23 protein-coding genes are annotated in these 24,972 nt (G+C 61.9%); 16 read left to right on the top strand and 7 right to left on the bottom strand.

Features of this window, described 5'->3' with window-relative positions; translation table 11 throughout:
* The first annotated feature begins 30 nt into the window (after nt 1-30).
* Nucleotides 31-1,857: a glutamine--fructose-6-phosphate transaminase (isomerizing) gene (gene glmS / locus ACODTY_RS12235; RefSeq protein WP_488994539.1), complete on the top strand. Its 1,827-nt coding sequence runs from the start codon at nt 31-33 to the stop codon at nt 1,855-1,857.
* A gap of 72 nt (nt 1,858-1,929) precedes the next feature.
* Nucleotides 1,930-2,679, top strand: coding sequence for a DUF502 domain-containing protein (locus ACODTY_RS12230; protein WP_488994538.1), 750 nt, complete (start codon nt 1,930-1,932; stop codon nt 2,677-2,679).
* On the opposite strand, the gene recG is transcribed toward ACODTY_RS12230, so the two are convergent.
* Nucleotides 2,631-4,739 carry an ATP-dependent DNA helicase RecG gene (recG, locus tag ACODTY_RS12225; protein WP_488994537.1) on the bottom strand — a complete coding sequence of 703 codons (2,109 nt, stop codon included), beginning with the start codon at nt 4,737-4,739 and terminating at the stop codon, nt 2,631-2,633. The genes ACODTY_RS12230 and recG overlap by 49 nt on opposite strands.
* A 92-nt stretch (nt 4,740-4,831) precedes the next feature.
* Between recG and ACODTY_RS12220 the strand changes: the two genes are divergently transcribed.
* The 3 genes from ACODTY_RS12220 to ACODTY_RS12210 are packed head-to-tail and all read left to right on the top strand — an operon-like array spanning nt 4,832 to nt 9,177.
* Nucleotides 4,832-5,116 (top strand): FAD assembly factor SdhE, encoded by a 285-nt coding sequence (locus tag ACODTY_RS12220; protein ID WP_488994536.1) that lies wholly within the window; start codon nt 4,832-4,834, stop codon nt 5,114-5,116.
* A 25-nt stretch (nt 5,117-5,141) separates the two neighbouring features.
* On the top strand, nt 5,142-8,630 hold the full coding sequence (gene mfd / locus ACODTY_RS12215; RefSeq protein WP_488994535.1) for a transcription-repair coupling factor: 3,489 nt from the start codon (nt 5,142-5,144) through the stop codon (nt 8,628-8,630).
* Between the two features lie 46 nt (nt 8,631-8,676).
* Nucleotides 8,677-9,177 (top strand): hypothetical protein, encoded by a 501-nt coding sequence (locus ACODTY_RS12210; protein ID WP_488994534.1) that lies wholly within the window; start codon nt 8,677-8,679, stop codon nt 9,175-9,177.
* On the opposite strand, the gene ACODTY_RS12205 is transcribed toward ACODTY_RS12210, so the two are convergent.
* Nucleotides 9,174-9,854: a DsbA family oxidoreductase gene (locus ACODTY_RS12205; protein ID WP_488994533.1), complete on the bottom strand. Its 681-nt coding sequence runs from the start codon at nt 9,852-9,854 to the stop codon at nt 9,174-9,176. The genes ACODTY_RS12210 and ACODTY_RS12205 overlap by 4 nt on opposite strands.
* 61 nt (nt 9,855-9,915) lie before the next feature.
* Nucleotides 9,916-11,733, bottom strand: a complete 1,818-nt coding sequence (locus tag ACODTY_RS12200) for an extracellular solute-binding protein (protein ID WP_488994532.1) — start codon at nt 11,731-11,733, stop codon at nt 9,916-9,918.
* A gap of 221 nt (nt 11,734-11,954) precedes the next feature.
* Here ACODTY_RS12200 and ACODTY_RS12195 point away from each other — a divergent pair, with 221 nt between their 5' ends.
* On the top strand, nt 11,955-12,578 hold the full coding sequence (locus ACODTY_RS12195; protein ID WP_488994531.1) for an invasion associated locus B family protein: 624 nt from the start codon (nt 11,955-11,957) through the stop codon (nt 12,576-12,578).
* A 167-nt stretch (nt 12,579-12,745) separates the two neighbouring features.
* A complete protein-coding gene (locus ACODTY_RS12190; protein ID WP_488994530.1) occupies nt 12,746-13,801 on the top strand; it encodes a glycerophosphodiester phosphodiesterase family protein in 1,056 nt (351 codons plus the stop codon).
* 192 nt (nt 13,802-13,993) lie between these two features.
* On the opposite strand, the gene rpsI is transcribed toward ACODTY_RS12190, so the two are convergent.
* Complete coding sequence (rpsI, locus tag ACODTY_RS12185) at nt 13,994-14,473, bottom strand: 30S ribosomal protein S9 (protein WP_056239187.1); 480 nt, start codon at nt 14,471-14,473, stop codon at nt 13,994-13,996.
* 2 nt (nt 14,474-14,475) lie between these two features.
* Nucleotides 14,476-14,937: a 50S ribosomal protein L13 gene (gene rplM / locus ACODTY_RS12180; protein ID WP_488994529.1), complete on the bottom strand. Its 462-nt coding sequence runs from the start codon at nt 14,935-14,937 to the stop codon at nt 14,476-14,478.
* Between rplM and ACODTY_RS12175 the strand changes: the two genes are divergently transcribed.
* Nucleotides 14,936-15,127: a hypothetical protein gene (locus ACODTY_RS12175; protein ID WP_488994528.1), complete on the top strand. Its 192-nt coding sequence runs from the start codon at nt 14,936-14,938 to the stop codon at nt 15,125-15,127. The two genes, rplM and ACODTY_RS12175, sit on opposite strands and share 2 nt — an antisense overlap.
* Before the next feature lie 49 nt (nt 15,128-15,176).
* Here ACODTY_RS12175 and ACODTY_RS12170 read toward each other — a convergent pair whose 3' ends face one another.
* Nucleotides 15,177-15,623, bottom strand: a complete 447-nt coding sequence (locus tag ACODTY_RS12170) for a PaaI family thioesterase (protein ID WP_488994527.1) — start codon at nt 15,621-15,623, stop codon at nt 15,177-15,179.
* Nucleotides 15,624-15,751: 128 nt separating this feature from the next.
* On the opposite strand from ACODTY_RS12170, the gene ACODTY_RS12165 reads away from it, so the two are divergent.
* The 5 genes from ACODTY_RS12165 (at nt 15,752) to ACODTY_RS12145 (ending at nt 19,907) form a co-directional block, all read left to right on the top strand.
* Nucleotides 15,752-16,573: an enoyl-CoA hydratase gene (locus tag ACODTY_RS12165; RefSeq protein WP_488994526.1), complete on the top strand. Its 822-nt coding sequence runs from the start codon at nt 15,752-15,754 to the stop codon at nt 16,571-16,573.
* Nucleotides 16,574-16,810: 237 nt separating this feature from the next.
* Nucleotides 16,811-17,248 carry a VOC family protein gene (locus ACODTY_RS12160; RefSeq protein ID WP_488994525.1) on the top strand — a complete coding sequence of 146 codons (438 nt, stop codon included), beginning with the start codon at nt 16,811-16,813 and terminating at the stop codon, nt 17,246-17,248.
* Between the two features lie 353 nt (nt 17,249-17,601).
* Complete coding sequence (locus tag ACODTY_RS12155) at nt 17,602-18,135, top strand: CoA-binding protein (protein WP_488994524.1); 534 nt, start codon at nt 17,602-17,604, stop codon at nt 18,133-18,135.
* Nucleotides 18,136-18,271: 136 nt separating this feature from the next.
* Complete coding sequence (locus ACODTY_RS12150; RefSeq protein ID WP_488994523.1) at nt 18,272-19,555, top strand: O-acetylhomoserine aminocarboxypropyltransferase; 1,284 nt, start codon at nt 18,272-18,274, stop codon at nt 19,553-19,555.
* 1 nt (nt 19,556) lies between these two features.
* The gene (locus ACODTY_RS12145) at nt 19,557-19,907 is read left to right on the top strand and encodes a cupin domain-containing protein (protein ID WP_488994522.1); all 351 of its coding nucleotides are present in this window, start codon (nt 19,557-19,559) and stop codon (nt 19,905-19,907) included.
* On the opposite strand, the gene ACODTY_RS12140 is transcribed toward ACODTY_RS12145, so the two are convergent.
* A complete protein-coding gene (locus ACODTY_RS12140; RefSeq protein WP_488994521.1) occupies nt 19,897-21,147 on the bottom strand; it encodes a cytochrome P450 in 1,251 nt (416 codons plus the stop codon). The two genes, ACODTY_RS12145 and ACODTY_RS12140, sit on opposite strands and share 11 nt — an antisense overlap.
* A gap of 134 nt (nt 21,148-21,281) precedes the next feature.
* Here ACODTY_RS12140 and ACODTY_RS12135 point away from each other — a divergent pair, with 134 nt between their 5' ends.
* The 3 genes from ACODTY_RS12135 to clpX all read left to right on the top strand — a co-directional run bounded on the left by ACODTY_RS12135 (nt 21,282) and on the right by clpX (nt 24,747).
* Nucleotides 21,282-22,385 (top strand): NAD(P)/FAD-dependent oxidoreductase, encoded by a 1,104-nt coding sequence (locus tag ACODTY_RS12135; protein WP_488994520.1) that lies wholly within the window; start codon nt 21,282-21,284, stop codon nt 22,383-22,385.
* Between the two features lie 163 nt (nt 22,386-22,548).
* A complete protein-coding gene (gene clpP, locus ACODTY_RS12130) occupies nt 22,549-23,181 on the top strand; it encodes an ATP-dependent Clp endopeptidase proteolytic subunit ClpP (RefSeq protein ID WP_488994519.1) in 633 nt (210 codons plus the stop codon).
* Nucleotides 23,182-23,469: 288 nt separating this feature from the next.
* On the top strand, nt 23,470-24,747 hold the full coding sequence (gene clpX / locus ACODTY_RS12125; protein ID WP_488994518.1) for an ATP-dependent Clp protease ATP-binding subunit ClpX: 1,278 nt from the start codon (nt 23,470-23,472) through the stop codon (nt 24,745-24,747).
* Nucleotides 24,748-24,972 lie beyond the last annotated feature (225 nt).

The raw sequence follows: 24,972 nt of genomic DNA, 5'->3' as shown, positions 1-24,972 counted from the left end.
ACATCGAATATCGGGTCAGGGGCAAGGCAAATGTGCGGGATTGTAGCGATTGTTGGCCATTCGCCGGTGGCGCCGCTGATCGTCGATGCGCTGAAGCGCCTTGAGTATCGCGGCTACGATTCGGCTGGCGTCGCCACCATCGAGCGCGGCGAGTTGTCCCGCCGCCGGGCCGAGGGCAAGCTGGTCAACCTGGAAACCCGGCTGAAGAATGAGCCGCTGTCCGGCACCATCGGCATCGGTCACACCCGTTGGGCTACTCATGGCGTGCCGAACGAAACCAATGCGCATCCGCATTTCTCCAACGGCGTGGCCATCGTCCACAACGGCATCATCGAGAATTTCGCCGAACTGCGCACCGAGCTGATTGCAGACGGCTACCAGTTTTCTTCGCAGACCGACACCGAGGTCGTCGCCCATCTGGTCTCGCGCGAAATGGCGCGCGGCGCCAAGCCGGTGGAAGCGGCCCACAATGCCTTGAAGCGCCTGCAGGGCGCTTTCGCGCTCGCCATCATGTTCAAGGGCGATGAAGACCTGATCGTCGGCGCCCGCAACGGCCCGCCGCTCGCCGTTGGCCACGGCCAGGGTGAGATGTTCCTGGGCTCCGATGCCATCGCACTTGCCCCTTTCACCAATTCCATCACCTATCTGGAGGATGGCGACTGGGCGGTGGTGCGTCGCAACGACGTGTCGATCTTCGACATGGAAGGCAAGGCGGTCGAACGCAAGCGCCAGCAGTCGCTTGGCACCTCCTATCTGGTCGACAAGGGGAACCACCGCCATTTCATGGAAAAGGAAATCCATGAACAGCCGGAGGTGATTTCGCACACGCTGGCGAACTATCTCGACTTCACCAACGGCGCGACAAAGCCGCTGGACCTGCCGTTCGACTTTGCCAAGATCAATCGCCTCGCCATCTCGGCTTGCGGCACGGCCTATCTGGCGGGCCTGATCGGTAAGTACTGGTTTGAGCGTTACGCCCGCCTGCCGGTCGATATCGATATCGCCTCGGAGTTTCGTTATCGCGAAATGCCGCTGTCGTCCGGGGACGCCGCGCTCTTCATCTCGCAGTCGGGCGAGACCGCCGATACGCTGGCCTCGCTGCGCTACTGCCGCCAGGCGGGCATGAAGATCGGCGCGGTCGTCAACGTGCGCGAATCGACCATTGCCCGCGAGGCCGACGTAACCTTGCCGACGCTGGCGGGTCCGGAAATCGGCGTTGCGTCCACCAAGGCGTTCACTTGCCAGCTGTCGGTCATGGCGTCGCTTGCGGTGCATGCTGCCGCCACCCGTGGCACCATTTCCGCGGACGAGGAAAAGGCGCTGGTGCGCGCACTCTCCGAAGCGCCGCGCTACACCAACCAGGTGTTGAATAGCCTCGACGGCCAGATCGAAAGACTGGCCCGCGAACTCACCCGCTACGAGCATGTGCTTTACCTTGGCCGCGACACCAACTTCCCGCTCGCCATGGAAGGGGCGCTCAAGCTCAAGGAAATTTCCTACATCCACGCCGAAGGCTATGCGGCTGGTGAGCTGAAGCACGGTCCGATCGCGCTCATCGACGAGAAGATGCCGGTCATCGTCATCGCGCCGCACGACCGCATCTTTGAAAAGACTGTCTCGAACATGCAGGAAGTGGCTGCGCGCGGCGGCAAGATCATCCTGATCACCGATGCCAAGGGCGCGGCCCAGGCGAGTGTGAATACGCTCGAAACCATCATCTTGCCGGATGTGCCGGAAATCATCTCGCCCATCGTTTATGCGCTGCCGATCCAGTTGCTGGCTTATTTCACCGCCGTGTTCATGGGCACCGACGTCGACCAGCCCCGCAACCTCGCCAAGTCCGTGACGGTGGAATAGGGCAAGACCAACTTCGCTGTTCCAAACAGGGCCCCGCTCGCCTAATGTTGCGCCGCAACGAAGCGGGGAGCGATGTCGGACGTAGTCAAGACTTCAGCCATGACGCGGCTCAGGAACTATTTCCTGACCGGCTTCATCGTCTGCGCCCCGCTGGCGATCACCGCCTATCTCACATGGTCGTTCGTTGGCTGGGTCGATTCGTGGGTCAAGCCCTATATCCCCTCCCGCTATAGCCCGGACACCTACCTGCCATTCGCGGTTCCAGGCTTCGGCCTCATCGTCGCGCTGGTTCTGATCACGTTGATCGGCTTCCTCACCGCTAACATTGTCGGCCGCGCCATCGTCAATTTCGGTGAGCGCCTGCTTGGCCGCATGCCGCTGGTGCGCGGTATCTACCGCTCGCTCAAACAGATTTTCGAAACCATCCTGTCCAACAAGGGCGACATGTTCAAAGCGGTCGGGCTGGTTGAGTATCCGCGCAAGGACGTGTGGTCGCTGGTCTTCGTCCCCGGCGAGAAACAGACCGAGATCAACGAGAAGCTGGATGCCGGCGACGATCCGCTGCTCGCCGTCTTCATGCCGTGTACGCCCAATCCAACCACGGGCTTTTTGATGTATGTGCGCAAATCCGAGGTGGTCATGCTGGACATGACCATCGAGGAAGGCGCGCGGTTGATCGTTTCGGCTGGCTTGGTGGCCCCGGACCTCAAGACCAAGCAGACCGGTCCAAAAGGCGGGTCGATCAAGATTTCCAATCCGACATTGGAAGAAGCTCAGCCGGCGCGCAGCAAGCGCACCGCTTCATCCCTGCCGAACAAATAGAGCAGCAGCCGCAAAGCTTCGCCGCGCTCCTTCTGGAGTTCCGGGTCTTGCGACAGGATCAGCCGGGCATCGTCACGCGCTGCTTCGAGAAGATCGCCATGCGCTTCGATGCGGGCGATCTGGAAGCCCGGCGTTCCCGACTGCCGCGTGCCCAGCACTTCGCCCTCGCCGCGCAGCTTCAAATCTTCCTCCGCGATGACGAAGCCGTCTTCCGTCTCGCGCATGACGGACAGCCTGCGCTTTGCGGTTTCGCCGAGCGGGTCCTTGTACAGCAGCACGCAGGAGGAGGGCTTGTCGCCGCGCCCGACCCGCCCGCGCAACTGGTGCAGTTGCGCCAGCCCGAAGCGCTCGGCGTGCTCGATCACCATGATGGTGGCATCCGGCACATCGACACCCACTTCGATGACCGTTGTGGCGATCAATACGCGCGTCTCGCCTTCCTTGAACGCCCGCATCGCCTCGTCTTTTTCTGCGCCTTTCATGCGTCCGTGGACGAGCCCGAGCCTGCTTCCGAATACTGGCTTCAGCGACGCGAAACGATCCTCCGCCGACATCAGTTTCACTTCCTCGGATTCCTCGACCAGCGGGCATATCCAATAGATTTTCTGGCCCTCCGCCACGGCATCGCTTATGCGCCCAACCAGTTCATCCAGCCTCTCGAGCGGCAAGGTGACGGTGCGGATCGGACGCCGCCCGGCCGGCTTTCCGGTCAGCTTGGAAACATCCATGTCGCCGAATGCGGTGAGAACCAGCGTGCGTGGAATGGGCGTTGCCGTCATCACCAGCATGTCGGGCGCATCGCCCTTGGCGGTGATCGCCAGTCTTTGATGCACGCCAAAGCGATGCTGCTCGTCCACCACCGCAAAGACCAGGTTTCTGAACGTCACGCTTTCCTGGAACAGTGCGTGCGTGCCGACGACAATGTCGATCGAGCCGTCGGCCAGTCCCGCCAAGGTGTCCGCGCGCTCGCGGCCCTTTTCGCGGCCGGTCAGGATCGCGGTGCTCAAGCCGGCCTGCGCGGCCAGCGGCGCGATCGTCGAAAGATGCTGGCGGGCGAGGATTTCGGTCGGCGCCATCAGCGCGGCCTGTCCGCCGGCCTCCACCGCGCGCGCCATGGCAAGCAGCGCTACCACCGTCTTGCCGGAGCCGACATCGCCTTGCAGCAGGCGCAGCATACGCTCCGGCTCGGCAAGGTCGGCAAGGATTTCGCCAAGCGCTGCTTCCTGCGATCTAGTCAGTGAATAGGGCAGTGCGGCGCGCAGCTTTTCGACAATACGACCATCGCCGGTCAGCGGTCGTCCGGAAAGCCGACGCACCTTTGCCCGCACCAGCGCCAGCGACACTTGACCGGCAAGCAGTTCGTCATAGGCGAGCCTGCGCCACGCAGCGCCTTCCACGGCCACATCGAGCGGGTCGGCGGGGTTGTGCACACGTTCCAGCGCTAAGCGAAAATCGGGAAAGCTCTGCTTGCGCATGAAGGCACTGTCCTGCCATTCCGGCAGCGTTGGTACGCGCTCCAGCGCTTGGCTGACGGCGCGACGCAGCACCTTGCCCGAGAGCCCCGCCGTCAGCGGATAGACCGGCTCGACCAGCGGCAGATTGTGCGCTTCGCTGGCCAGCGCAATGTGGTCCGGATGCACCATCGAAGGGCGACCGTTGAACCACGCCATGCGGCCGGAAACCAGCACCTGCTCGCCCTCCGGCATCGCCTTTTCCAGATAGGCGGCGTGGGCATGGAAGAAGGTCAGCGCGATCTCGCCTGTATCGTCATGCGCATAGACCCGGTAGGGCACCGACTTGTTGCCGCGCGGGGGCGGCTGGTGCCGGTCGATGCGCACCTCGAGCGTCACGATCGCACCTTCGGCGGCGAAGGCGATGCCCGGTCGGCTGCGGCGGTCGATCACCGAATTGGGCAGCACGAACAACAAGTCGCCCGCGCGCGCCGACCGCTCGCCAAGGTCCACCGGCAGCACGCGCTCGATCAGCGTCGCCACCTTCGGGCCAACGCCGGCCAGCGAGGTAATAGGCGCAAACAGCGGATCGAGCAGGGAAGGGCGCATGGCCGCAGATTAGGGTTCGTCAGCCGCGTTGCAAGGCTGACACCGGCCTCTATCCACGCTATATGCGCAACCAGCCGACGAGGAACACGCATATGACCGGAACGACGAGAACAAGCGAAGGGCTGGAGCCCCGCCGCGCCAAGCTTCTGTTCCGCTCATGGCATCGCGGCATGCGCGAGATGGACCTCATCCTCGGCCGCTTCGCCGACGCCGAGATCGGCGTCTTGACCGGCGACGAGATCGACCAATATGAAAGGCTCCTCGACATCTCCGACACCGATCTTTTGCCGTGGATCACCGGCCAGCAGCCGATCCCGGAAAATCTCGGCCTGCCGATCCTGAACAAGGTCATCGCCGCGCGGGATGTATCCGTCTGACTGCCAGCATTCGAAAAGCACTTTCATGAGCCTCATTCCAAAAATCGGCCTGCCGAAGACCGGCCTTGGCGCATTCATCGTTGACGGCGTTGCCGACGGCTATGAGGCCTTTGCCATCGCGCAGGCGCTGAAGGAGGCCAACCCTGATGGGCCGCTTTTGTTCGTGGCCCGCGACGGCCAGCGCCTGCCTGCCATCGTCGAGGCGCTTTCCTTCGTCGCGCCCGGCCTGCCGGTGCTGGAACTGCCCGCCTGGGATTGCCTGCCCTATGATCGCGCGTCGCCGGGTTCCGAGGTCGCCGCCCGCCGTCTCGATGCGTTGACCGCCATGATCGCGCTGGCGGCCAAGCCACACCGCGCCGTCATTCTCACCACCGCCAATGCGCTTTTGCAGCGCATTCCGCCTGCCGATCTGGTCGAGGCGCAAACCTTCCATGCCAAGCCCGGCAACCAGATCGACATGAACAGGCTGGTGGCGCGGCTGGAAACCTCCGGCTTCGAGCGCGTGCCGACAGTGCGCGGCATCGGCGAATTCGCCGTGCGCGGCGGCATCCTCGACCTTTTCGCGCCGGGTTGGAGCGAAGCGCTGCGCCTCGACTTCTTCGGCGATACGCTGGAATCGATCCGCGCCTTCGATGTCGCCAGCCAGCGCACCACCGGCCAGCGCCACGCCATGTCGCTGCAGGCCATGAGCGAGGTGGCGCTGACGCCTGAAACCATCAGCCGTTTCCGCCGCGCCTATATCGAGGCCTTCGGCGCGCCGTCGCGCGATGACGGGCTCTACGCAGCCGTCAGCGAAGGCCGCCGCTTTGCCGGCATGGAACACTGGCTGCCGCTGTTTTATGAGCGGCTTGAGACGGTGTTCGACTATCTGCCGGACGTGCCCGTGGTGTTCGATCACCTGACGCATGAATCGCTTGCCGAGCGCCACAAGCTGATCCTCGACCACTATGAGGCGCGCAAGGCACAGGCCGGCGGCGCGCTGAAGGAGGCGGTGCCCTATAAGCCGGTCGAGCCGTCACGCATGTATCTTTCGCCGGACGATGTCTCGGCCGCGCTGCAGGATCGACTTGCCATCGAGTTCACGCCCTTCGACGCCCCCGATGCGGGCGGGCGCAAGGTGTTCCATGGCGGTTCGCGCGCCGGTCGCAGCTTTGCCGAGGAGCGCGCCGATCCCAACGCCAATGTCTTCGACGTGGTGGTCAGGCACATTGCCGAGGAACGCGCCAAAAAGCGCCGCGTCGTCGTTGCGGGCTGGACCGAAGGCTCGCTCGACCGGCTGACCCAGATCCTCGACGAACATCATCTTGGCGGATTGAAGCCCGTCGCAACGCTGGCCGAGGTGGAAAAGCTCGAGGCAGGGCAGGCGGGTCTTGCCGTGCTGCCGCTCGAAACCGGCTTCGAGACAGACGAACTGGTGGTCGTCGCCGAACAGGACATCCTTGGCGACCGCCTCATCCGCCGCTCCAAGCGCAAGAAGAAGGCGTCCGATTTCATTGCCGAGGCGGCGTCGCTGTCGTCCGGCGACATCGTCGTCCACGCCGATCACGGCATCGGCCGCTTCATCGGCCTGAAGACCATACAGGCCGTGGGTGCGCCGCACGATTGCCTCGAAATCCACTATGCGGGCGACGACCGCCTGTTCCTGCCGGTCGAAAACATCGAGCTTCTGTCACGTTACGGCTCGGATTCAGCCGAAGCAACGCTGGACAAGCTGGGCGGCGGCGCATGGCAGGCCCGCAAGGCACGGCTGAAGAAGCGCCTGCTCGACATGGCTGGCCAATTGATCCGCATCGCTGCCGAGCGCCAGATGCGCGCCGCCCCTGCGATGATCCCAGCCGACGGCCTTTATGGCGAGTTTGCCGCAAGATTCCCCTACGAGGAGACCGACGACCAGCAGACCGCCATCGATTCCGTCATGGAAGATCTCTCCGCCGGCAGGCCGATGGACCGGCTGGTCTGCGGCGACGTCGGCTTCGGCAAGACGGAGGTCGCGCTGCGCGCCGCCTTCATCGCCGCCATGGAAGGCTTCCAGGTCGCCGTCGTGGTGCCCACCACGCTTTTGTCGCGCCAGCATTTCAAGACTTTCTCGCAGCGTTTCTCCGGGTTGCCGGTTCGCGTTGCCCAGGCTTCGCGGCTGGTCGGTGCCAAGGAATTGGCCGAGACCAAGAAGGCCGTCGCCGAAGGCACGATAGACATCGTCGTCGGCACCCATGCGCTGCTTGGTTCGTCAATTTCGTTCAAGCGGCTCGGTCTGCTCATCATCGACGAGGAGCAGCACTTCGGCGTCAAGCACAAGGAGCGGCTGAAGGAACTGAAGAGCGACGTGCATGTGCTGACGCTCTCGGCCACGCCGATCCCTCGCACCTTGCAGCTGGCGCTGACCGGCGTGCGCGAACTGTCGCTGATCGCCACGCCGCCAGTGGATCGCATGGCGGTGCGCACCTTCATCTCGCCCTTCGATCCGCTGGTCATCCGCGAAACGCTGCTGCGCGAACGCTATCGCGGAGGGCATTCCTTCTATGTCGTGCCGCGCATCAGCGATCTTTCCGAAATCCAGGATTTCCTGCGCGAAAACGTGCCGGAACTGAAAGTTGCCGTCGCCCACGGCCAGATGCCGCCCGGCGAACTCGACGACATCATGAACGCTTTCTATGACGGCCAGTACGATGTGCTTTTGTCGACCACCATCGTGGAATCCGGTCTCGATATTCCGACCGCCAACACGCTGATCATCCACCGTGCAGATATGTTCGGTCTGGCCCAGCTCTATCAGTTGCGCGGCCGCGTCGGGCGCTCGAAGGTGCGCGCCTATGCGCTGTTCACACTGCCGGCGCGCAAGAAGCTCACCGACACCGCCGACCGCCGCCTGAAAGTGCTGCAATCACTGGACACGCTTGGCGCAGGCTTCCAGCTTGCCAGCCACGACCTCGATATCCGCGGGGCAGGCAACCTGCTTGGCGAGGAACAGTCCGGCCACATCAAGGAAGTCGGTTTCGAGCTTTACCAGCAGATGCTGGAGGAGGCCGTTGCCGAGGTAAAGGACAGCGGTGAGGTGCAGGATGGCGGCTGGTCGCCGCAGATCGCGGTCGGCACCGCCGTCATGATCCCGGAAGGCTACGTGCCGGACCTGCAACTCAGGCTCGCGCTCTACCGCCGTCTGGGCGATCTCGAAACGCCGGAAGAGATCGACGCTTTCGGCGCGGAATTGATCGACCGCTTCGGTCCGCTGCCCGAAGAGGTCAAGCACCTGTTGAAGATCGTCTTCATCAAGGCGCTCTGCCGCAAGGCCAATGTCGAGAAGCTCGACGCCGGTCCGAAAGGCGTCGTCATCCACTTCCGCAAGCGCGAATTCTCGAACCCCGCCGGACTGGTCAAGTTCATCGCCGAGCAGGGTTCCATGGCCAAGATCAGGCCGGATCAGTCGGTCGTCTTCATCCGCGACTGGCCGAATTCGGACAAGCGGCTCGCCGGCTCCGCCGTCATCATGACGCAACTGGCCAAGCTAGCGGCGTAGAGAAAAACACCTCTCATCCGACCTCGCTTCGCTCGGATGAGGGGTGTTGCTGGACGCAGACTTGTGGAACTATTGGAAAAAGCCGCAGCCGAGAGATCATGTTTCGACGGCGACCATGAGAGACGAATTCTACGTCATTGATCTTTGTGACCAAATCCTCGGGTATAACGCCCGAAGGCAGGCGCGTTTTGATTTCCTAAGGGGTGATCCTGGCAAAAATAGCATAGGGCGGCGTCTGCCGCTGGACGCATACTATGAAAAACATTCTTTGGTTATCGAGTATCGCGAGTTGCAGCATTCAAAACCCGTTGCGCACTTCGACAAACCTAGTCGGTTGACGGTAAGTGGAGTCACCCGAGGCGAACAACGGCGCATTTATGATGAGCGACGGCGAGCCATGCTACCCCAGTACGGTATAAAGCTCGTCGAAATAAACTACTACGATCTTGTGACGAATACTCGTGGTCGTCTGAAACGAGAATATGCTACCGACTTTGCTGCGATCGTCCAAATCCTGCAACAATGTAAAGTCGTCCCTCGCTCTTAATCTGCCCTCTCCAGTTCCCCGTTCGCCTTCGCCGCCGCAACCTGCCGTATGGCGTCGGTCAGCGTTGCGGCATCCTGAGCGCCCATCACCGCATATTTGCCTTCGATCAGGAAACACGGCACGCCGGTTATACCCATGCGGGAGGCCGTCGTGATTTCGTTCTGGACGGCTTCCGCGTCTGCGTCCGTCGGCAAGAGCGCTTCGGCAACGGATACATCCATTCCCGCTTCGCGCGCGGCCTCGATCAGCACGGCGTGATCGCCGAGATTGCCGCCCTCTTCGAAATTGATCTGGAACAGCCGCCGAACCAGCCGGTTCTGCACCTCTTCGCTCATGGCGCCTGCCCAGCGGATAAGCCGGTGCGCGTCAAGCGTATTGGGCGCGACCTTGATGGCGTCGAAGGCGAAATTGATGCCCTCTGCTTCTCCCAACGGCTCGATACGGGCATGGATTTCGCGAATGCGCTCTTCGCTGCCGAACTTGCCCAGCATGTAGTCGCGCCGGTCCTTGCCTTCACGCGGAATGGTTGGATCGAGCTGGAACGGCCGCCAGCGAACGTGGACCTCGACATCGCCTGCTGTCGCTATTGCCTTGTCCAGTCGCTTCTGGCCGATGAAGCACCACGGACATACGACATCGGACACCACGTCCACGGTAATGGCGGTCGGCTTGGTCATGGTCGTCCTTTCAGGGAAATCCGGCAGAAATGGCGGGTTCAGAGACCTTAACGGCCCAAACCTAGTTCGTCTTCCGCCACCATGTAGGTAACTGATACCCGAAAAGCGAGGTTTTGTCCGGGTGCGCAAGGTAGGCCCAATACGCGATCCATTGTTCGCTGTTGTGCTGCATCGGAACCATATAGGCCCCTGAAATCAGCAACCGGTCGAGCACCCTCACTGCTGCGACGAAATCGTCCTTGTCGCGTGCGTTCACCATCGCGTCCATCGCCGCGTCCACGGCAGGGTCCGCAACGCCGGCAAGATTGAAAGAGCCTTCCGTTTTCGCCGCTTCCGATCCCCAGCGCCCGATCTGCTCGATGCCGGGCGAAAGCGAGTTGTTGAACCCGGTTGCGCCGATCAGCATGTCGAAGTCGAAGCGCTGCTTGCGCGCCTGGATCTGGTCGCCATCCAGCGCCCGGATCGTCACGTCGATGCCGATCTTCGCCAAAGTGCGCTGGTAGACGGCGGCAAGCCGCTGCTCGTCCTGTGATGAGGTCAGAATCTCGAATGCCAAGGGCCGGCCTTTCGGGTCATGCAGCGCGCCATCGCTCATCTTGTAGCCGGCGCCCTTCAGCATATCGAACGCCGCGCGCAGCACCTTGCGGTCCTGTCCCGACCCGTCCGTCACCGGTGGCCGCCATGTTCCGTCCATCACATCGTCGGGAACCCTGCCGGGGAAGGGGGCCAGCAGCGCCTTTTCTTTCTCGCTTGCCGGATGGCCGAGTGCCGAAAGCTCCGAACCTTGCCAGAAACTCATCGTGCGCTTGAACTTGCCGCCGAACAGGTTCTTGTTGACCCATTCGAAGTCGTAGAGCATGCCCAGCGCCCGCCGCACGGTCGGGTCGGCGAACTTTTCCAGCCGGGTGTTGAACAGGAAGCCGGTCACCACCGGCGGAATGCCGCTGGTGAAATTCTCCGCGATCACTCGCCCTTCCTTGAAGGCCGGGAAATCCATGTCGCGGTCGCGCTTGACCGGATCGACCTCCATGCTGATGGCGCACAGGCCCTTCTTGAAGGCCTCCAGTTGCGCGTTGGAGTTCATGAAGTACTCGACGGTCACCTTGTCGTAATTGTCGAAGCCGCGCTTGGCGGGAACGTCCTTGCCCCAATAGGCCGGGTTGCGCTTGAACACGATGCGCTGCCCCGGCACCACCTGGTCGATGACATAGGGGCCGCTGCCGATCACCGGCTTCAGCGTGGTCTGGTCGAAGGTGTCCAGCTTGAAGGCGTGAGCGGGCAGGATCGGCGTCATTGCGATGATCAGCGGAAACTCGCGGTCGGCCCTGTCGTTGAAGGTGAAGCGCACGCTGCGCTCGCCGGTCTTTTCCAGCTTGGCCACCTTCTTCATCCGGTCGGAATAGGGCGGCCGGCCTTTTGTCGTGTAGGCTTCGTAGGTGAAGAGCACGTCTTCGGGCGTCACCGGCTGGCCGTCCGACCATTTGGCGTTGGGGTCGAGATGGAATTCGATCGATTTGCGCTCGTCGTCCATGTCGGCGGTGTCGGCAAGCAGTCCGTAGAGACCGAAAGGCTCGTCGGCATTGCGCTGCATCAATGGCTCGAAGACGAAATTGCCGTAGATTGTATCGATCACGCCGCGCGCGGTGGTGCGCAGGCTCTTGATGATGAACGGATTGAGGTTATCGAACGTGCCGACCACGCAATAGGTGATCTCGCCGCCCTTGGGCGCATCGGGGTTGGCATAGGGAAAATGCGCGAAATCCGCCGGCAGCGCCGGCTCACCCTGCATGGCGATGCCGTGTTTGGGTGCCGCCAGCACGGTTTGCGGCGCAAGGGCGATAAACGCGGCGGCAGCCAGCCAGGCAGTGGTTCGGCGCATCGCAGACTCCGATTTTGGACCTGGGGATGATTCGAACGCCAGACTATCATCCTGAAGGCTGTGCGCCCTCTCAAGAAATGCGCTGAACAGGCTGGATTTGCCAACGCTGTCAGTGTAACACGCGCGCCAAAGCCATTCTGTTGCCTCATTTGCGCAACAGGTAGCGTGGCCACCCGGTGCCCTGAATGCGCCGCGGGCAGAGTCGAGAGGAAGCACGTCATATGAAGAGCTTGAACTCCAACGCTTACCGCCTGTCGGTCATCGCTGCCGGCGTGGCAGGTTTCCTGGGCGTGGGCCTCATGGAAGTGTCCGCTCAGCAGCAGGTTCCCCAGGGCTGGTTCAAGGCCTGCTCCAAGCAGGAAGACGTCGATATCTGCAACGTCCAGAATATCGTTACCGCCGGCAACGGCCAGCTTGTGACCGGCGTCAGCCTCATCGACCTGCGCGGCAAGGTCAACCGCAAGGTTTTCCAGGTCACGGTGCCTACCGGTCGCCTCGTTCCTCCCGGCATCGGCCTGCAGGTTGACGGCGGCAAGGCCCAGAAGCTCGACTACGTGATCTGCTTCCCGGATCGCTGCGTTGCCGAAGTGCCGATGACCGACCAGCTCGTCGCGTCGCTCAAGAAGGGCTCCGAGCTGACGCTGACCTCGGTGAATTTCCAGAACCAGCCGAACCCGATCAAGGTTTCGCTCCAGGGCTTCAGCGGTGCATTCGACGGTCCTGCGATGCAGCAGTCCGATCTCGAGGATCGCCAGAAGAAGCTGCAGGATTTCGTCACCAAGAACAACGAGGACTTCGCCAAGAAGCTCAAGGAAGAGCAGGACAAGGCCAAGACCGGCAATTGATCCGGCGCGCAGCTTCCAGATAAGATTTCGAAAAGGCCCCGGTTTTCCGGGGCCTTTTTCGTTGCCGTCCCGCGTGGGTGCCTCGGCATTGAAGCCGGCTTCGTTCACGGCGCCGTCATGGCCTTCGCATAATTCACGATCCCGACACGTTCGGAGAAGTGAAGCTGATGCGAATGGCATGGCTGGCTTGGGCGCTTGCCGCCCTTTCCCTGATCCCGGTCGGCGCGGCCCATGCCACGGATACGCGCGCCGGCCTGATCCTCGAACGCTTCGAACATGCCAACCAGTGGCGCGACCATGTCATGGTGGTGGCGCACCGCGCCGGCGGGCTGCAGGCGGGCAAGATGCGCTTTCCTGAAAATTCGCTGGCCGCGCTGGAAGCCGCCATCGCAGCCGGTGCCGAAATGGTCGAGGTGGATGTCCGCCGCTCTGCCGACGGCGCGTTGATCGTCATGCACGACAGTTGGCTCGACCGCACCACCACTTGCAAGGGCGAGGTCGTGCGGCGCACGCTGGCCGAACTGAAACAGTGCCGGTTGGTGATCGAAGGAACCGGCGTCGCCACCAGCGAACCCGTCTCGACCCTTGCCGAATTCCTCGCGGCGGCGAAGGACCGCATCCTCGTCAACATCGACAACAAGCTCGCCTTGACCGACCTGCCGGAAATGGTCGCCGTTGCGCGCGACCTAGGCATGGCCGACCAGATCGTCATCAAGGAGAATCTGTGGAACGAGCGCCGCATCGCCGAGGCCCGCGAGATGCTGCGGGCGGCAGGCGGCGGCTTCCATTTCATGCCGATCATCGCCGATGACGCGGTGAGCGATGCGCGTTTCGCCGAGACCGTCAGGGCTGCCTTGCCGGCCGATGCAATGGAGATGATCAACTGGCGCGCAAGCGCCGAGACCCTTACGCCAACCGGCGGGCCGCTGTTTTCCACCCGCATGCGCGCTGCCGCCGTGCGCGGCGACTGGCACATCTGGGCGAACACCTACGCCATCGTCAACAAGCCGGGCGGCTATCTCGCCGGCGGGCGCGGCGATGAACTGGCCACCGCTGCCAGCCTGCCGGCGGAAAGCTGGGGCTTCTGGGCTGAGCGTGGCGTCACCATCCTCCAGACCGACGAACCAGCCGCCGCCATCGAATGGCTCGCGGCGAACGGCTACCGCGTACCCTATGGCGACCTGCAGCCCGGTTCGTCAGGCCAGACCGCCAGCATCAACTGAATGACGTCCAGCCGACCATAGCTCATCTGCTACCATTTCCGAGCGAGGGGAGATGGGTCAATCGCGACGTTGACGAACCCTCTCCCCGTTCTTCACGGGGAGAGGGTAAGGGTGAGGGGCCAATCTCCGACGCCGGAAACAAAAAGGCCGCCCGAAGGCGGCCTTTCAGATCTGGTGCCAGTAGCGTAGCGCTTAGCGCTTCGAGAACTGGAAGCTGCGGCGGGCCTTGGCCTTGCCGTACTTTTTACGCTCGACGGTACGGCTGTCGCGGGTCAGGAAGCCGCCCTTCTTGAGCACGCCGCGCAGCGCCGGCTCGTAGTAGGTCAGCGCCTTGGAGATGCCGTGGCGCACTGCACCGGCCTGGCCGGACAGGCCGCCGCCGACGACGGTGGCGATGATGTCGTACTGGCCGACGCGGTTGGCTGCGACGATCGGCTGGTTGAGGATCATCTGCAGGACAGGACGCGCGAAATAAGCGCCGAATTCCTTGTCGTTGACGACGATCTTGCCGGAACCGGGCTTCACCCAGACGCGGGCGATGGCGTCCTTGCGCTTGCCGGTGGCATAGGCGCGGCCCGACTTGTCGAGCTTCTGGACATGGACCGGTGCAGCCGGCTGTGCCGTCTGCGCAACCGAACCGAGTTCTGCGAGCGAGGAAAGCTGCTCAGCCATTATCAAGCCCTCTTGTTCTTGGCGTTCAGCTTGCCGACGTCAAGCGTCTCGGGCTGCTGGGCGGTGTGGGGATGCTCGGCGCCTGCATAGACGCGGAGGTTCTTCATCTGGCGACGGCCAAGCGGGCCGCGCGGGATCATGCGCTCGACTGCCTTCTCGACGACACGCTCCGGGAAACGACCCTCGAGCAGCTGGCGCGCGGTGCGCTCCTTGATGCCGCCGGGATGGCCGGTGTGCCAGTAGTAGACCTTGTCGGTGTATTTCTTGCCGGTGAACACCACCTTGTCTGCGTTGATGACAATGACGTTGTCGCCATCATCGACGTGTGGGGTGAAGGTGGGCTTGTGCTTGCCGCGCAGGTGGTTGGCGATGACGGTGGCGAGACGGCCGACGACGAGACCCTCGGCGTCGATCAGCACCCACTTCTTCACCACGTCCGCAGGCTTCTGCGAAAAGGTTGCCATGGTTCTTCTTTCAGGTTCGGACCTTGCCGCCCATAATGGGCAGGAAAGGCGTTTCTTGTTGCTTGGATTGGCGGCTTTCGTCGCCAATAACAAAACGGCGGCCTTTGCGGGCCGCTGTTTCGTGGCTGCTTATAGGGGAGGGCAATTGCCGCGTCAAGCGGACGAAAACAGACTATACTTCAAATACTGAAGCAAAAACAATATCTTGTATATACGGTATTATTTTACCACATCGTATTTCAGCGTTTCGGCGGGATCGAATAGGTTCCGGTCGCGTGCGCCACGGTGTGTTTGTCCGGGCCGGCAACGATATCTATGTCGAACACCATCAGGCTTTTTCCCAGCTTCAGGATGCGGCAATGGCCGTCGATCGGCCCCGCTTCAGCCTTGCGCACGAAGTTGATGTTGAGGTTGGTCGTCACCGAGAGCGCATCCGGTCCGGCATGAGAAAGCACGCAGACATAGCCGCCGATGTCGGCTAGCGTGAACAGGGCAGGGCCGGAAACCGTGCCGCCGGGGCGCAGGTGCTGCTCGCCGGCGTTGAGGCGCACCGTGCAGCCGCCCGGCAAAATCTCCGTCGCCTCGTAATTGCGGCTGCCTTCGTTCAGTTGCGGAAACACCGACGCGATCAGCGCGTTGACTTCGGCAACGGTCAGCATCGGGGTCAGTGTGGTATGTGCAGGCATCGCGCAGGTTCCATTCGCTTCCCCCTCGAAAAAGCATATTCGGCCCATGCTGTTCAACGGACGTCGAACTGGTTTTCGCCCCGTTCCTATTGGATAAAGGTATGATTGCTAAGTGCAGGGAGAAGAACATGGCCGAAGTCGTTGCGATGAAACGCGAGCAGCCCGAGGGGCCAGTGTGGGCGCAGCGAAGCGGCCCGATCCTGCGGCTCACCCTTGCCAGTCCGCCCGCCAATGCGCTGTCGCTGGCCGTCATGGCCGCCTTGCAGGCCGAGCTTGAGGCTGCCCGCGACGACAAGGCCGTGCGCGTCATCGTCATTGCCTCGGCTGCCAAGGTGTTCAGCGCCGGTCATGACCTCAAGGAATTGTCCGCCCATCGCGGCGACCCGGATCGCGGCCGCGCCTTTTTCGAAAAGACCTTCGCCGCCTGCGCCGAACTGATGCAGACCGTCGTGCATCACCCCAAGCCCGTCATCGCCGAGGTAGACGGCGTGGCCACCGCCGCCGGCCTGCAACTGGTCGCCAGTTGCGATCTTGCGGTGTGCACGCATGAATCGACCTTTTGCACGCCGGGCGTCCATATCGGCCTGTTCTGCTCCACGCCGATGGTTGCCGTCTCGCGCAACGCTTCACGCAAGCAGGCGATGGAAATGCTGCTCACCGGCGAAACCATCGACGCGGCCACCGCCAAGGACTTCGGCCTCGTCAACCGGGTGGTGCCGCGCGAGTACTTGAATCAGGTTGTCACCAAATACGCCGAAACCATTGCTTCCAAATCGCCTTTGACCCTGAAGATCGGCAAGGAAGCGTTCTACCGGCAGGTGGAAATGAAGCTGGAAGACGCCTACGCCTACACCGCCAGCGTCATGGTCGAGAACATGATGGCGCGCGATGCGGAAGAGGGCATCTCGGCCTTCATCGGCAAGCGTCCCCCGGAATGGAAAGGCGAATAGTATGGCCAGAATAGAGCATTTCGCAGAAGGCCATCTGCAACGGATGACGTTGCACGATCCAATCGGTGCAACCTATTTCACTTATGAGTTGGACGGTCGCCGGCTATTGCAAATCAATACGTCGGGTAGAAAAACCAGGGAACTTCCAGACAAGACCAGCCAGCCCATCCAGTTGGACGAAGCGTCAGCTTCGCAACTTTTCTCAATTCTTAAGAGCCATTTCGGGTTTCGATAAGTATGGAACCGCGCATCTCCATCGTCACCCTTGGCGTCGAGGATCTCGATCGGGCTGCGCGTTTCTATGAGGCAATGGGCCTGAAGCGGCATAGGATCGACGACGGTGTCGCCTTCTTCCAGATGGGCGGAATGATCCTGGCGCTGTGGCCGCGCGGAAATCTTGCCGCCGACAGCGGCCTCGATAACCGGCCGGCATTCGAGCCGGGCGAAAGGCAACCGGCATCGGCGCTTGCCTACAACACCCGCTCCGACGCCGAGGTTGGCGAGGTCTTGGCGGCGGCGCAAAAGGCCGGCGGCACGATCATCAAGCCGGCGCAACGTGCTTTCTGGGGCGGCTGGTACGGCTACTTTGCCGATAGCGAGGGGAATTTGTGGGAAGTCGCCCACAACCCGGCTTTCCCGATCGACGCCAACGGCAATATCTCTCTGCCGCAATAGAGATCGTCGCGCGGCGACCACATCGGCAGCGTTGGCGCACTGCCGCTTGCTCACAGAATGGACCCCGGACATTCCTTCCTCGCTTCGCTCGAGAGTGAATTCCGGGATGACGAAGCGGAGAGGTTACGCCTCAACCTGCTTCGGGATCCCGCCCGACTAGCGGGCCTTGCGTCCCTCGAGGCGAAACCCGAACACGCGTCATCCCGGAAGCGAGCCGAACGTAGTGAGGGCGACGCTGTCCGGGATCCATTCCGTGACCATGCCGCAGCGTATCGCCACCCGTCTTGCAACCATCCGCTTGCGCCTTCTGTCTCATTGACCGCAGGAGAAATCGGCTTCACAGACCGATCATCATGAACCATGACGCCTACGACAACGCCTATATTTCCGGCATCCTCAATTCGGTCAAAACCGTGGCCATGGTCGGCGCTTCGGCCAATGATGTGCGGCCGAGTTTTTTCGTGCTAAAGTATTTGCTCGCCAAGGGGTTTGCGGTGTTCCCGGTCAATCCGGGCCATGCCGGCAAGAAAATCCTCGGCCGCATGACCTATGCGAAGCTTTCCGACATCCCCGAGCCGATCGACATGGTGGACATCTTCCGTGCCTCCAACGCAGTACCGCCGATCGTCGATGAGGCGCTGGCGTTGAAGCCGCTGCCGAAAGTCATCTGGATGCAGTTGACCGTGCGCAACGATGAAGCCGCCGCAAAGGCGGAAGCCGCAGGCGTCAAGGTGGTGATGAACCGCTGCCCCAAGATCGAATATGGCCGCCTCTCCGGTGAGATCGGCTGGAATGGCGTGAATTCGGGCGTGCTGTCGGCGAAAAAGCCGTTGATGCGGCCGGGTTTCCAGAGCTTCGGCGTGCGGCGGGTTGAAAATGGAGAATAGAATTTCGCCGCAAGGCACATTGACGCCGGTTTTGTTCTAAACAGGTTGCATGGTGAGCATTTTCCCCTTTGCAATTGCGTTTATGCTGCCGGATGATAGCAACTGATTTCCAATCACGCTCTTTTGGAGGAATGAAATGTCGCAGGGGGCTCCCGGTTTTAACACGCTTGCCGTTCATGCGGGAGCAAAGCCAGATCCGGCAACCGGCGCGCGCGCCGTGCCGATCTACCAGACCACCTCGTTCGTGTTCGAAAACGCCGATCACGCCGCCTCGCTGTTCGGCCTGAAGGCGTTCGGCAACATCTACACCCGCATCATGAACCCGACGCAGGCGGTGCTGGAAGAGCGCGTCGCAGCCCTCGAAGGCGGCACTGCGGCGCTTGCCACCGCATCCGGCCAGTCGGCGCACTTGCTGACCTTCCACACGCTCTTGCAGTCGGGCGACAATTTCGTCGCTGCCCGCAAGCTCTATGGCGGCACCATCAACCAGTTCGCCACCTCGTTCCAGAGCTTCGGCTGGGATGTGCGCTGGGCCGACGTCAATGACCCGTCGAGCTTCGAGAAGCTGATCGACAACCGCACCAAGGCGCTTCACATCGAAAGCCTTGCCAATCCGGGCGGTGAGTTCGTCGACATCAAGGCGATTGCCGACATTGCCCACAAGCACGGCCTGCCGCTGATCGTCGACAACACGCTGGCCTCGCCCTATCTGGTGCGTCCGTTCGAGCATGGCGCGGACATCGTCGTCCATGCGCTGACCAAGTTCATCGGCGGCCACGGCAACTCCATCGGCGGCATCATCGTCGATGGCGGCACTTTCGACTGGTCGAAGTCGGGCAAATACCCGCTTCTTTCGCAGCCACGCCCCGAATATGGCGGCATGGTGCTGCATGAGACCTTCGGCAATTTCGCCTTCGCCATCGCCGCGCGCGTGCTTGGCCTGCGCGACCTTGGCCCGGCGATCTCGCCCTTCAACGCCTTCCTGATCCTCACCGGCCTTGAAACCTTGCCGCTGCGTATGCAGCGCCATTGCGACAACGCGCAGGCCGTTGCCGAATGGCTGTCGAAGCATCCGAAAATCTCGTGGGTGTCCTATCCTGGCCTCAAGAGCGACAAGAACCACGCGCTCCAGCAGCAATATTCGCCCAAGGGCGCTGGTGCGGTGTTCACCTTCGGCCTCAAGGGTGGCTACGATTCCGGCATCAAGTTCGTCGAGGGGCTGGAGTTGTTCTCGCACCTTGCCAACATTGGCGACACCAAGTCGCTGGTCATCCACCCGGCTTCGACCACGCATCGCCAGTTGAGCGAGGAGCAGCGCAAGGCTGCCGGCGCGGGCGATGAAGTGGTGCGCATCTCGGTCGGCATCGAGGACGTCAAGGACATCATCGCCGACATCGAGCAGGCCCTGGCCAAGGCCTGACATGGCCGAGCCCCGCTTCGTTTCCGTCGATCTGGAAGCCGTCGCGCCCGAACAGGGCGCGCCGGCTGAAGGTCGGCTTATTTCGGGTGATCCGAAATTCCGCACCTGGAATGTCGAGGAACGCGATGGCGGCCTTTACGCCGGCATTTGGGAAGCGACGCCGGGCAAGTGGCGTATCGAATATGACGAGTGGGAGTTCTGCCACATCCTGTCCGGCGTCTCGCTGATTGCCGAGGACGGCGGCGAGACCCGCACCGTCAAGACGGGCGACAGCTTCATCCTGAGGCCCGGCTTCAAGGGAAGCTGGGAAGTGCTTGAAACGACTCGCAAGGAGTACGTCATTAAGCTTTGATGTTGAGCGCTTCCAGCCCGTGGAAATGATAGGTGTCGCGAAAGTGCGGCTCGTCGGCAAGCTGCAAATGGGGCAGGCGGTCGAACAGGGTTTTCAGCGAAACTTGCAACTCCAGACGCGCCAGCGGAGCGCCGACGCAGAAGTGGATGCCGGCCCCGAAGGTCACGTTCTTCTGGTCCGCCCGCTCCGGTGAAAAGACCTCCGGTTCCGCAAATGCCAATGGGTCATGATTGGCCATGCCGAGCAACAGCCCGACCAGTTCGCCCGGCTTCAGCGTTACGCCCGGGGCAATGTCCAATTCCTCATAGGCATAGCGCGTGAACATGTGCAGCGGCGCATCGATGCGCACGCATTCCTCGACCGCCTTTGCCGTGGCCTCGGGCGAGGTGAAGAAGCGCCGCGGATCGCCGCCCTGGGCAAGGATCGTACGCACACCGTTGCCGGTCTGGTGTACCGTGGCTTCATGGCCAGCGTTGAGCAGGAGAATGGTCGAGGAAATGAGTTCGTCTTCCGAAAGCTTCTGGTCACCCTCCTGCGCTGATATCAGCAGCGACAACAGATCGTCGCCGGGGTTCTGGCGTCGTTCCTTCACATATTGCCTCAGGAAATCAGCGAAATCATTGGCAGCCTTGTTGGCCGTTTCTTCCACCTCGCGCGTGCGGCCATGCATGTACATCGCCACCATCTGGTGCGACCAGTCGAGCAGTTGCGGCCCCATTGCGATCGGAACGCCGAGCATTTCGGCGATGATGGTGATTGGCAGCGGCGCGGCGTAGCTGGTCAGGAGATCGACAGGCGCGTGCGGATCGAAGCGGTCGATCAGTTCGTTGGCAAGCACTTCGATGCGCGGCCTCAGCCGCTCCACCTGGCGCGAGACGAAGGCGCGGTTGACCAATGTTCTGAGCCGCGTATGCACCGGCGGCTCCAGTTCGAGCAGCGAATTGGCCTCGATGGCGTCGAATGCCGCGAGATGTCGGCGGTCCGCTGCCGTTCCGCGCGTATCCGGCACCCCGCCGGGGTTCTGGCGGCCGAAGCGCCGGTCGCGCAGCAACCGATTGACGCTGTCGAAGCCGCCGAGGCACCAGAAGCCGAATTCCTCCCAGAAGAAGGCGGGGCTTAGCGCGTGCAGCCAGCGATAGGCTTCGTAGGGGTTCTGCACGAAGGCGGGTTCGTGCGGATCGAGCCGCACGTGCCGCGTGGCCGGGTCGAAGTCGAGATAGGCGGGAGGGTTTGCCAACATGATCAAGCAATAGAACGGTGGGCAAAAAAGAGGAATGGGGCCACAGCTGAGGCAATCTGTTGGGCCAAATCTTGCCTGCCATGCGCCAGCCCTTATGGTGAGCGCCAGCAAAGACAGATCGAAGGTGGATGCGCATGCAGGTGATCGTGGTGGGGGCCGGGATAGCTGGACTTTCGACAGCGTGGTCTCTGGCCAAGCTCGGGCACAGCGTTTCCATTGTCGAACAAGGGCCGATCCCCAATCCTATGGCGGCTTCCGGCGATCATCACCGTATCATCCGCCGTGCCTATCGCGCCGGTACGGGCTATGGCCAACTTATCACCGAAGCCTATGAGGCGTGGGACCAAGTTTGGGCCGACATCGGCGAGAACCAACTCGACCCGCGCGGTTTCCTGTGCGTATCGCGCATACCGGGAGACGAGGCCGAGGAATACCGCGAGGGCATGGAGGCGGGCGGCTTCCCGATAGATTTGCTCGATGCGGACGCAGCGGTGAAACGCTGGCCGTTCCTCGAAGCCGGCAGCTTCCGCTACGCTTACTATTCGCCCGACGGCGGCGTGCTCCACTGCCGCCACATCGCTTCGGGCCTCGTCGGCTGGCTGCGCAAGCACGGCGTCAACGTCTATGAGCACAGCAAGGTCACCAAGGTCGATCCGGACGCCGGTCGCGTTACCTTGGCGAGCGGCGAGACGATGCAGGCTGATCGTGTCGTCGTGACCGCAGGGGCGTGGGTGCTCAAGCTTTTTCCGGAGCTTGGCGCGGAGCTGACCGGCTATCGCACCGCCGTCGTCTACCTGGAGCCGCCAGCCGATCTCAAGGCGGCATGGGAGGCGGCGCCGGTCATACTCGATGTCGGCGGCACCATCGATGGCTACATCATTCCGCCGACACGCGGCAGGGGCCTGAAGTTCGGAGCCAATATCCACAAGGTCGAGAGCAGCGATGCCGACTGGAACCGCCAGCCCGTCGAAGGCGAGGCCGAGGCGCTGCGCGACATTTTCCAGCCGCCGATCGAGCGGGCGAAGGACTACAGGGTGATCGAGTTGGTGACCTGCGCCTACATCTTCACGGCAGACGAGAAATTCATGGCGCGCGAATTCGGCAAGTGCCTCGTCGTGTCGCCGTGTTCCGGGCATGGCTACAAGTTTGGTGCGGCGGTTGGCCGGCGCGTGGCGGCGGGCGTGCATAGCGGCGATATAGACGGCCTGAAGCGCTGGCTGCGAGCCGAAATCGACTGAGCCGGCCTGCCGGCTTCGTTAACTGGCAACCTTAACAACGCCCGCAGAAGGGTCGGCCTTGCGCAAGGGTGAGGCGGCATCCTATTTACGGTGCGACGATAGACACCGATTCTGCCCGGCCTTTCGATTCCAACGCCGGACCACCTCGCCAAAGGGACAGTACATGAAGAACCCGATCGAAACCTACATGAACCTCGTTCCTATGGTGGTCGAGCAAACCAACCGCGGCGAACGCGCTTATGATATCTTCTCGCGGCTGTTGAAGGAACGCATCATCTTCATCACCGGCCCCGTCGAAGACGGCATGGCGACGCTGGTATGCGCCCAGTTGCTGTTCCTGGAAGCCGAGAATCCGAAGAAGGAAATCAACCTCTACATCAACTCGCCGGGCGGCGTGGTGACTTCGGGTATGGCCATTTACGACACCATGCAGTTCATCAAGCCGGCTGTGTCCACGCTGTGCATCGGCCAGGCGGCCTCGATGGGCTCGCTGCTGTTGACGGCCGGCCACAAGGACATGCGCTTTGCTACGCCCAATGCCCGCATCATGGTTCACCAGCCTTCCGGCGGTTTCCAGGGCCAGGCTTCGGACATCGAGCGCCATGCGCAGGACATCATCAAGCTGAAGCGCCGTCTCAACGAGGTCTATGTCAAGCACACCGGCAAGGATTACGAGACGATCGAAAAGACGCTGGATCGCGACCATTTCATGACTGCGGACGAGGCCATGGAATTCGGCCTCATCGACAAGGTCATTTCGTCGCGCGAAGCAGCTGAGGCGGCTACTCAGGATTGATCGCAGGGCGCTACCTCACAAAGGCGTGCTTTTACGGCCATTTGCGGCATTTCGGCCACAATTTGCTGTTCCCTCGGCCCGTGCGATTGCCTACGTTAAGGCAATGTTGATTTTCGACGGCTTAGTTTCAAGCTGGGCTTAGGGAGTCATTGCCACGTTTTCTGATTTGTGTTTCGTACGGAATACGTTGCGGGCGCCAGAAGGGTGGCGGCGGCGGATTCCCGCGCTAGACTAGGTACGCGTCCTGTCAGCCAAACCATCGGCGGGCGGTCATGAAAGGACTGGAAGATGAGCAAGGTCAGCAACGGCGGCGGCGGCGACTCCAAGAACACGCTTTATTGCTCGTTCTGCGGCAAGAGCCAGCATGAAGTACGCAAACTGATCGCCGGTCCCACGGTCTTCATCTGCGACGAATGCGTCGAACTGTGCATGGACATCATCCGCGAGGAGAACAAGACCTCGATGGTGAAGTCGCGCGAAGGCGTGCCGACACCGCAGGAGATCCTGAAAGTCCTCGACGACTATGTCATCGGCCAGCCCTACGCCAAGCGCGTCCTGTCGGTTGCCGTTCACAACCACTACAAGCGTCTGGCTCACGCCGGAAAGAGCAACGACGTCGAACTGGCGAAGTCGAACATCCTTTTGATCGGCCCGACCGGTTGCGGCAAGACGCTGCTTGCCCAGACGCTTGCCCGCATCATCGACGTGCCCTTCACCATGGCCGACGCCACGACGCTGACCGAAGCCGGTTATGTCGGTGAAGACGTCGAAAACATCATCCTCAAGCTGTTGCAGTCCGCCGACTACAATGTCGAACGTGCCCAGCGCGGCATTGTCTACATCGACGAGATCGACAAGATTTCCCGCAAGTCGGACAATCCTTCGATCACACGCGACGTGTCGGGCGAGGGCGTGCAACAGGCGCTGTTGAAGATCATGGAAGGCACGGTTGCCTCCGTGCCGCCGCAGGGCGGCAGGAAGCATCCGCAGCAGGAGTTCCTGCAGGTCGACACAGCCAACATCCTGTTCATCTGCGGCGGCGCTTTTGCCGGCCTGGACAAGATCATCTCCGACCGCGGCCGCAAGACTTCGATCGGCTTTGGCGCGACGGTTGCCTCGCCTGAAGATCGGCGCAGCGGCGAGGTGTTCCGCCTTGTCGAACCCGAGGACCTGCTGAAGTTCGGCCTAATCCCCGAATTCGTCGGCCGTCTGCCCGTTCTGGCGACGCTGGAAGACCTCGATGAGCCGGCCCTGATCCAGATCCTGACCGAGCCAAAGAACGCGCTCGTGAAGCAGTATCAGCGCCTGTTCGAGATGGAGAATGTCGACCTGACATTCCATGAGAATGCGCTTTCGGCCATCGCCAAGCGCGCAATCGAGCGCAAGACCGGCGCGCGCGGCCTGCGTTCGATCATGGAAGCGATCCTGCTCGACACCATGTTCGAATTGCCAGCCCTCGAAGGGGTGCGTGAGGTCGTCATTTCGGAGGAAGTCGTATCCGGAAATGCCCGTCCGCTCTACATCTACTCCGAGACCAAGGAGAAGAAGGGCAACGTCAGCGCCTGATTTTGCCCGAATGGCTTTCAGAAACGGCGCCGCGAGGCGCCGTTTTGCTATCATGGACCGGAACAGGGCAGATCAGCCGGCTATACGAATGAACTGGACCTTGATCTTTCGTGCATATGTATCCAACTAACTGTGGAAGGCCTCGGGCTGCATTCTGTGCTGTAAATCTCCGGCGACAATCGGTGGTAGGCGGAACGACCCGCGGTCGTTAATATAGGATTCGCG

This window comes from Mesorhizobium sp. FG116 (genome assembly GCF_057809835.1).
This window is presented reverse-complemented; position numbering and strand designations above follow the sequence as displayed.

Excerpts from the sequence above, each read along its gene's own strand:
- glmS (WP_488994539.1), top strand. The coding sequence starts at position 31 with ATGTGCGGGATTGTAGCGATTGTTGGCCATTCGCCGGTGGCGCCGCTG.
- ACODTY_RS12230 (WP_488994538.1), top strand. The coding sequence starts at position 1,930 with ATGTCGGACGTAGTCAAGACTTCAGCCATGACGCGGCTCAGGAACTAT.
- recG (WP_488994537.1), bottom strand. The coding sequence starts at position 4,739 with ATGCGCCCTTCCCTGCTCGATCCGCTGTTTGCGCCTATTACCTCGCTG.
- ACODTY_RS12220 (WP_488994536.1), top strand. The coding sequence starts at position 4,832 with ATGACCGGAACGACGAGAACAAGCGAAGGGCTGGAGCCCCGCCGCGCC.
- mfd (WP_488994535.1), top strand. The coding sequence starts at position 5,142 with ATGAGCCTCATTCCAAAAATCGGCCTGCCGAAGACCGGCCTTGGCGCA.
- ACODTY_RS12205 (WP_488994533.1), bottom strand. The coding sequence starts at position 9,854 with ATGACCAAGCCGACCGCCATTACCGTGGACGTGGTGTCCGATGTCGTA.
- ACODTY_RS12200 (WP_488994532.1), bottom strand. The coding sequence starts at position 11,733 with ATGCGCCGAACCACTGCCTGGCTGGCTGCCGCCGCGTTTATCGCCCTT.
- ACODTY_RS12195 (WP_488994531.1), top strand. The coding sequence starts at position 11,955 with ATGAAGAGCTTGAACTCCAACGCTTACCGCCTGTCGGTCATCGCTGCC.
- ACODTY_RS12190 (WP_488994530.1), top strand. The coding sequence starts at position 12,746 with ATGCGAATGGCATGGCTGGCTTGGGCGCTTGCCGCCCTTTCCCTGATC.
- rpsI (WP_056239187.1), bottom strand. The coding sequence starts at position 14,473 with ATGGCTGAGCAGCTTTCCTCGCTCGCAGAACTCGGTTCGGTTGCGCAG.
- ACODTY_RS12175 (WP_488994528.1), top strand. The coding sequence starts at position 14,936 with ATGGTTCTTCTTTCAGGTTCGGACCTTGCCGCCCATAATGGGCAGGAA.
- rplM (WP_488994529.1), bottom strand. The coding sequence starts at position 14,937 with ATGGCAACCTTTTCGCAGAAGCCTGCGGACGTGGTGAAGAAGTGGGTG.
- ACODTY_RS12170 (WP_488994527.1), bottom strand. The coding sequence starts at position 15,623 with ATGCCTGCACATACCACACTGACCCCGATGCTGACCGTTGCCGAAGTC.
- ACODTY_RS12165 (WP_488994526.1), top strand. The coding sequence starts at position 15,752 with ATGGCCGAAGTCGTTGCGATGAAACGCGAGCAGCCCGAGGGGCCAGTG.
- ACODTY_RS12160 (WP_488994525.1), top strand. The coding sequence starts at position 16,811 with ATGGAACCGCGCATCTCCATCGTCACCCTTGGCGTCGAGGATCTCGAT.
- ACODTY_RS12155 (WP_488994524.1), top strand. The coding sequence starts at position 17,602 with ATGAACCATGACGCCTACGACAACGCCTATATTTCCGGCATCCTCAAT.
- ACODTY_RS12150 (WP_488994523.1), top strand. The coding sequence starts at position 18,272 with ATGTCGCAGGGGGCTCCCGGTTTTAACACGCTTGCCGTTCATGCGGGA.
- ACODTY_RS12145 (WP_488994522.1), top strand. The coding sequence starts at position 19,557 with ATGGCCGAGCCCCGCTTCGTTTCCGTCGATCTGGAAGCCGTCGCGCCC.
- ACODTY_RS12140 (WP_488994521.1), bottom strand. The coding sequence starts at position 21,147 with ATGTTGGCAAACCCTCCCGCCTATCTCGACTTCGACCCGGCCACGCGG.
- ACODTY_RS12135 (WP_488994520.1), top strand. The coding sequence starts at position 21,282 with ATGCAGGTGATCGTGGTGGGGGCCGGGATAGCTGGACTTTCGACAGCG.
- clpP (WP_488994519.1), top strand. The coding sequence starts at position 22,549 with ATGAAGAACCCGATCGAAACCTACATGAACCTCGTTCCTATGGTGGTC.
- clpX (WP_488994518.1), top strand. The coding sequence starts at position 23,470 with ATGAGCAAGGTCAGCAACGGCGGCGGCGGCGACTCCAAGAACACGCTT.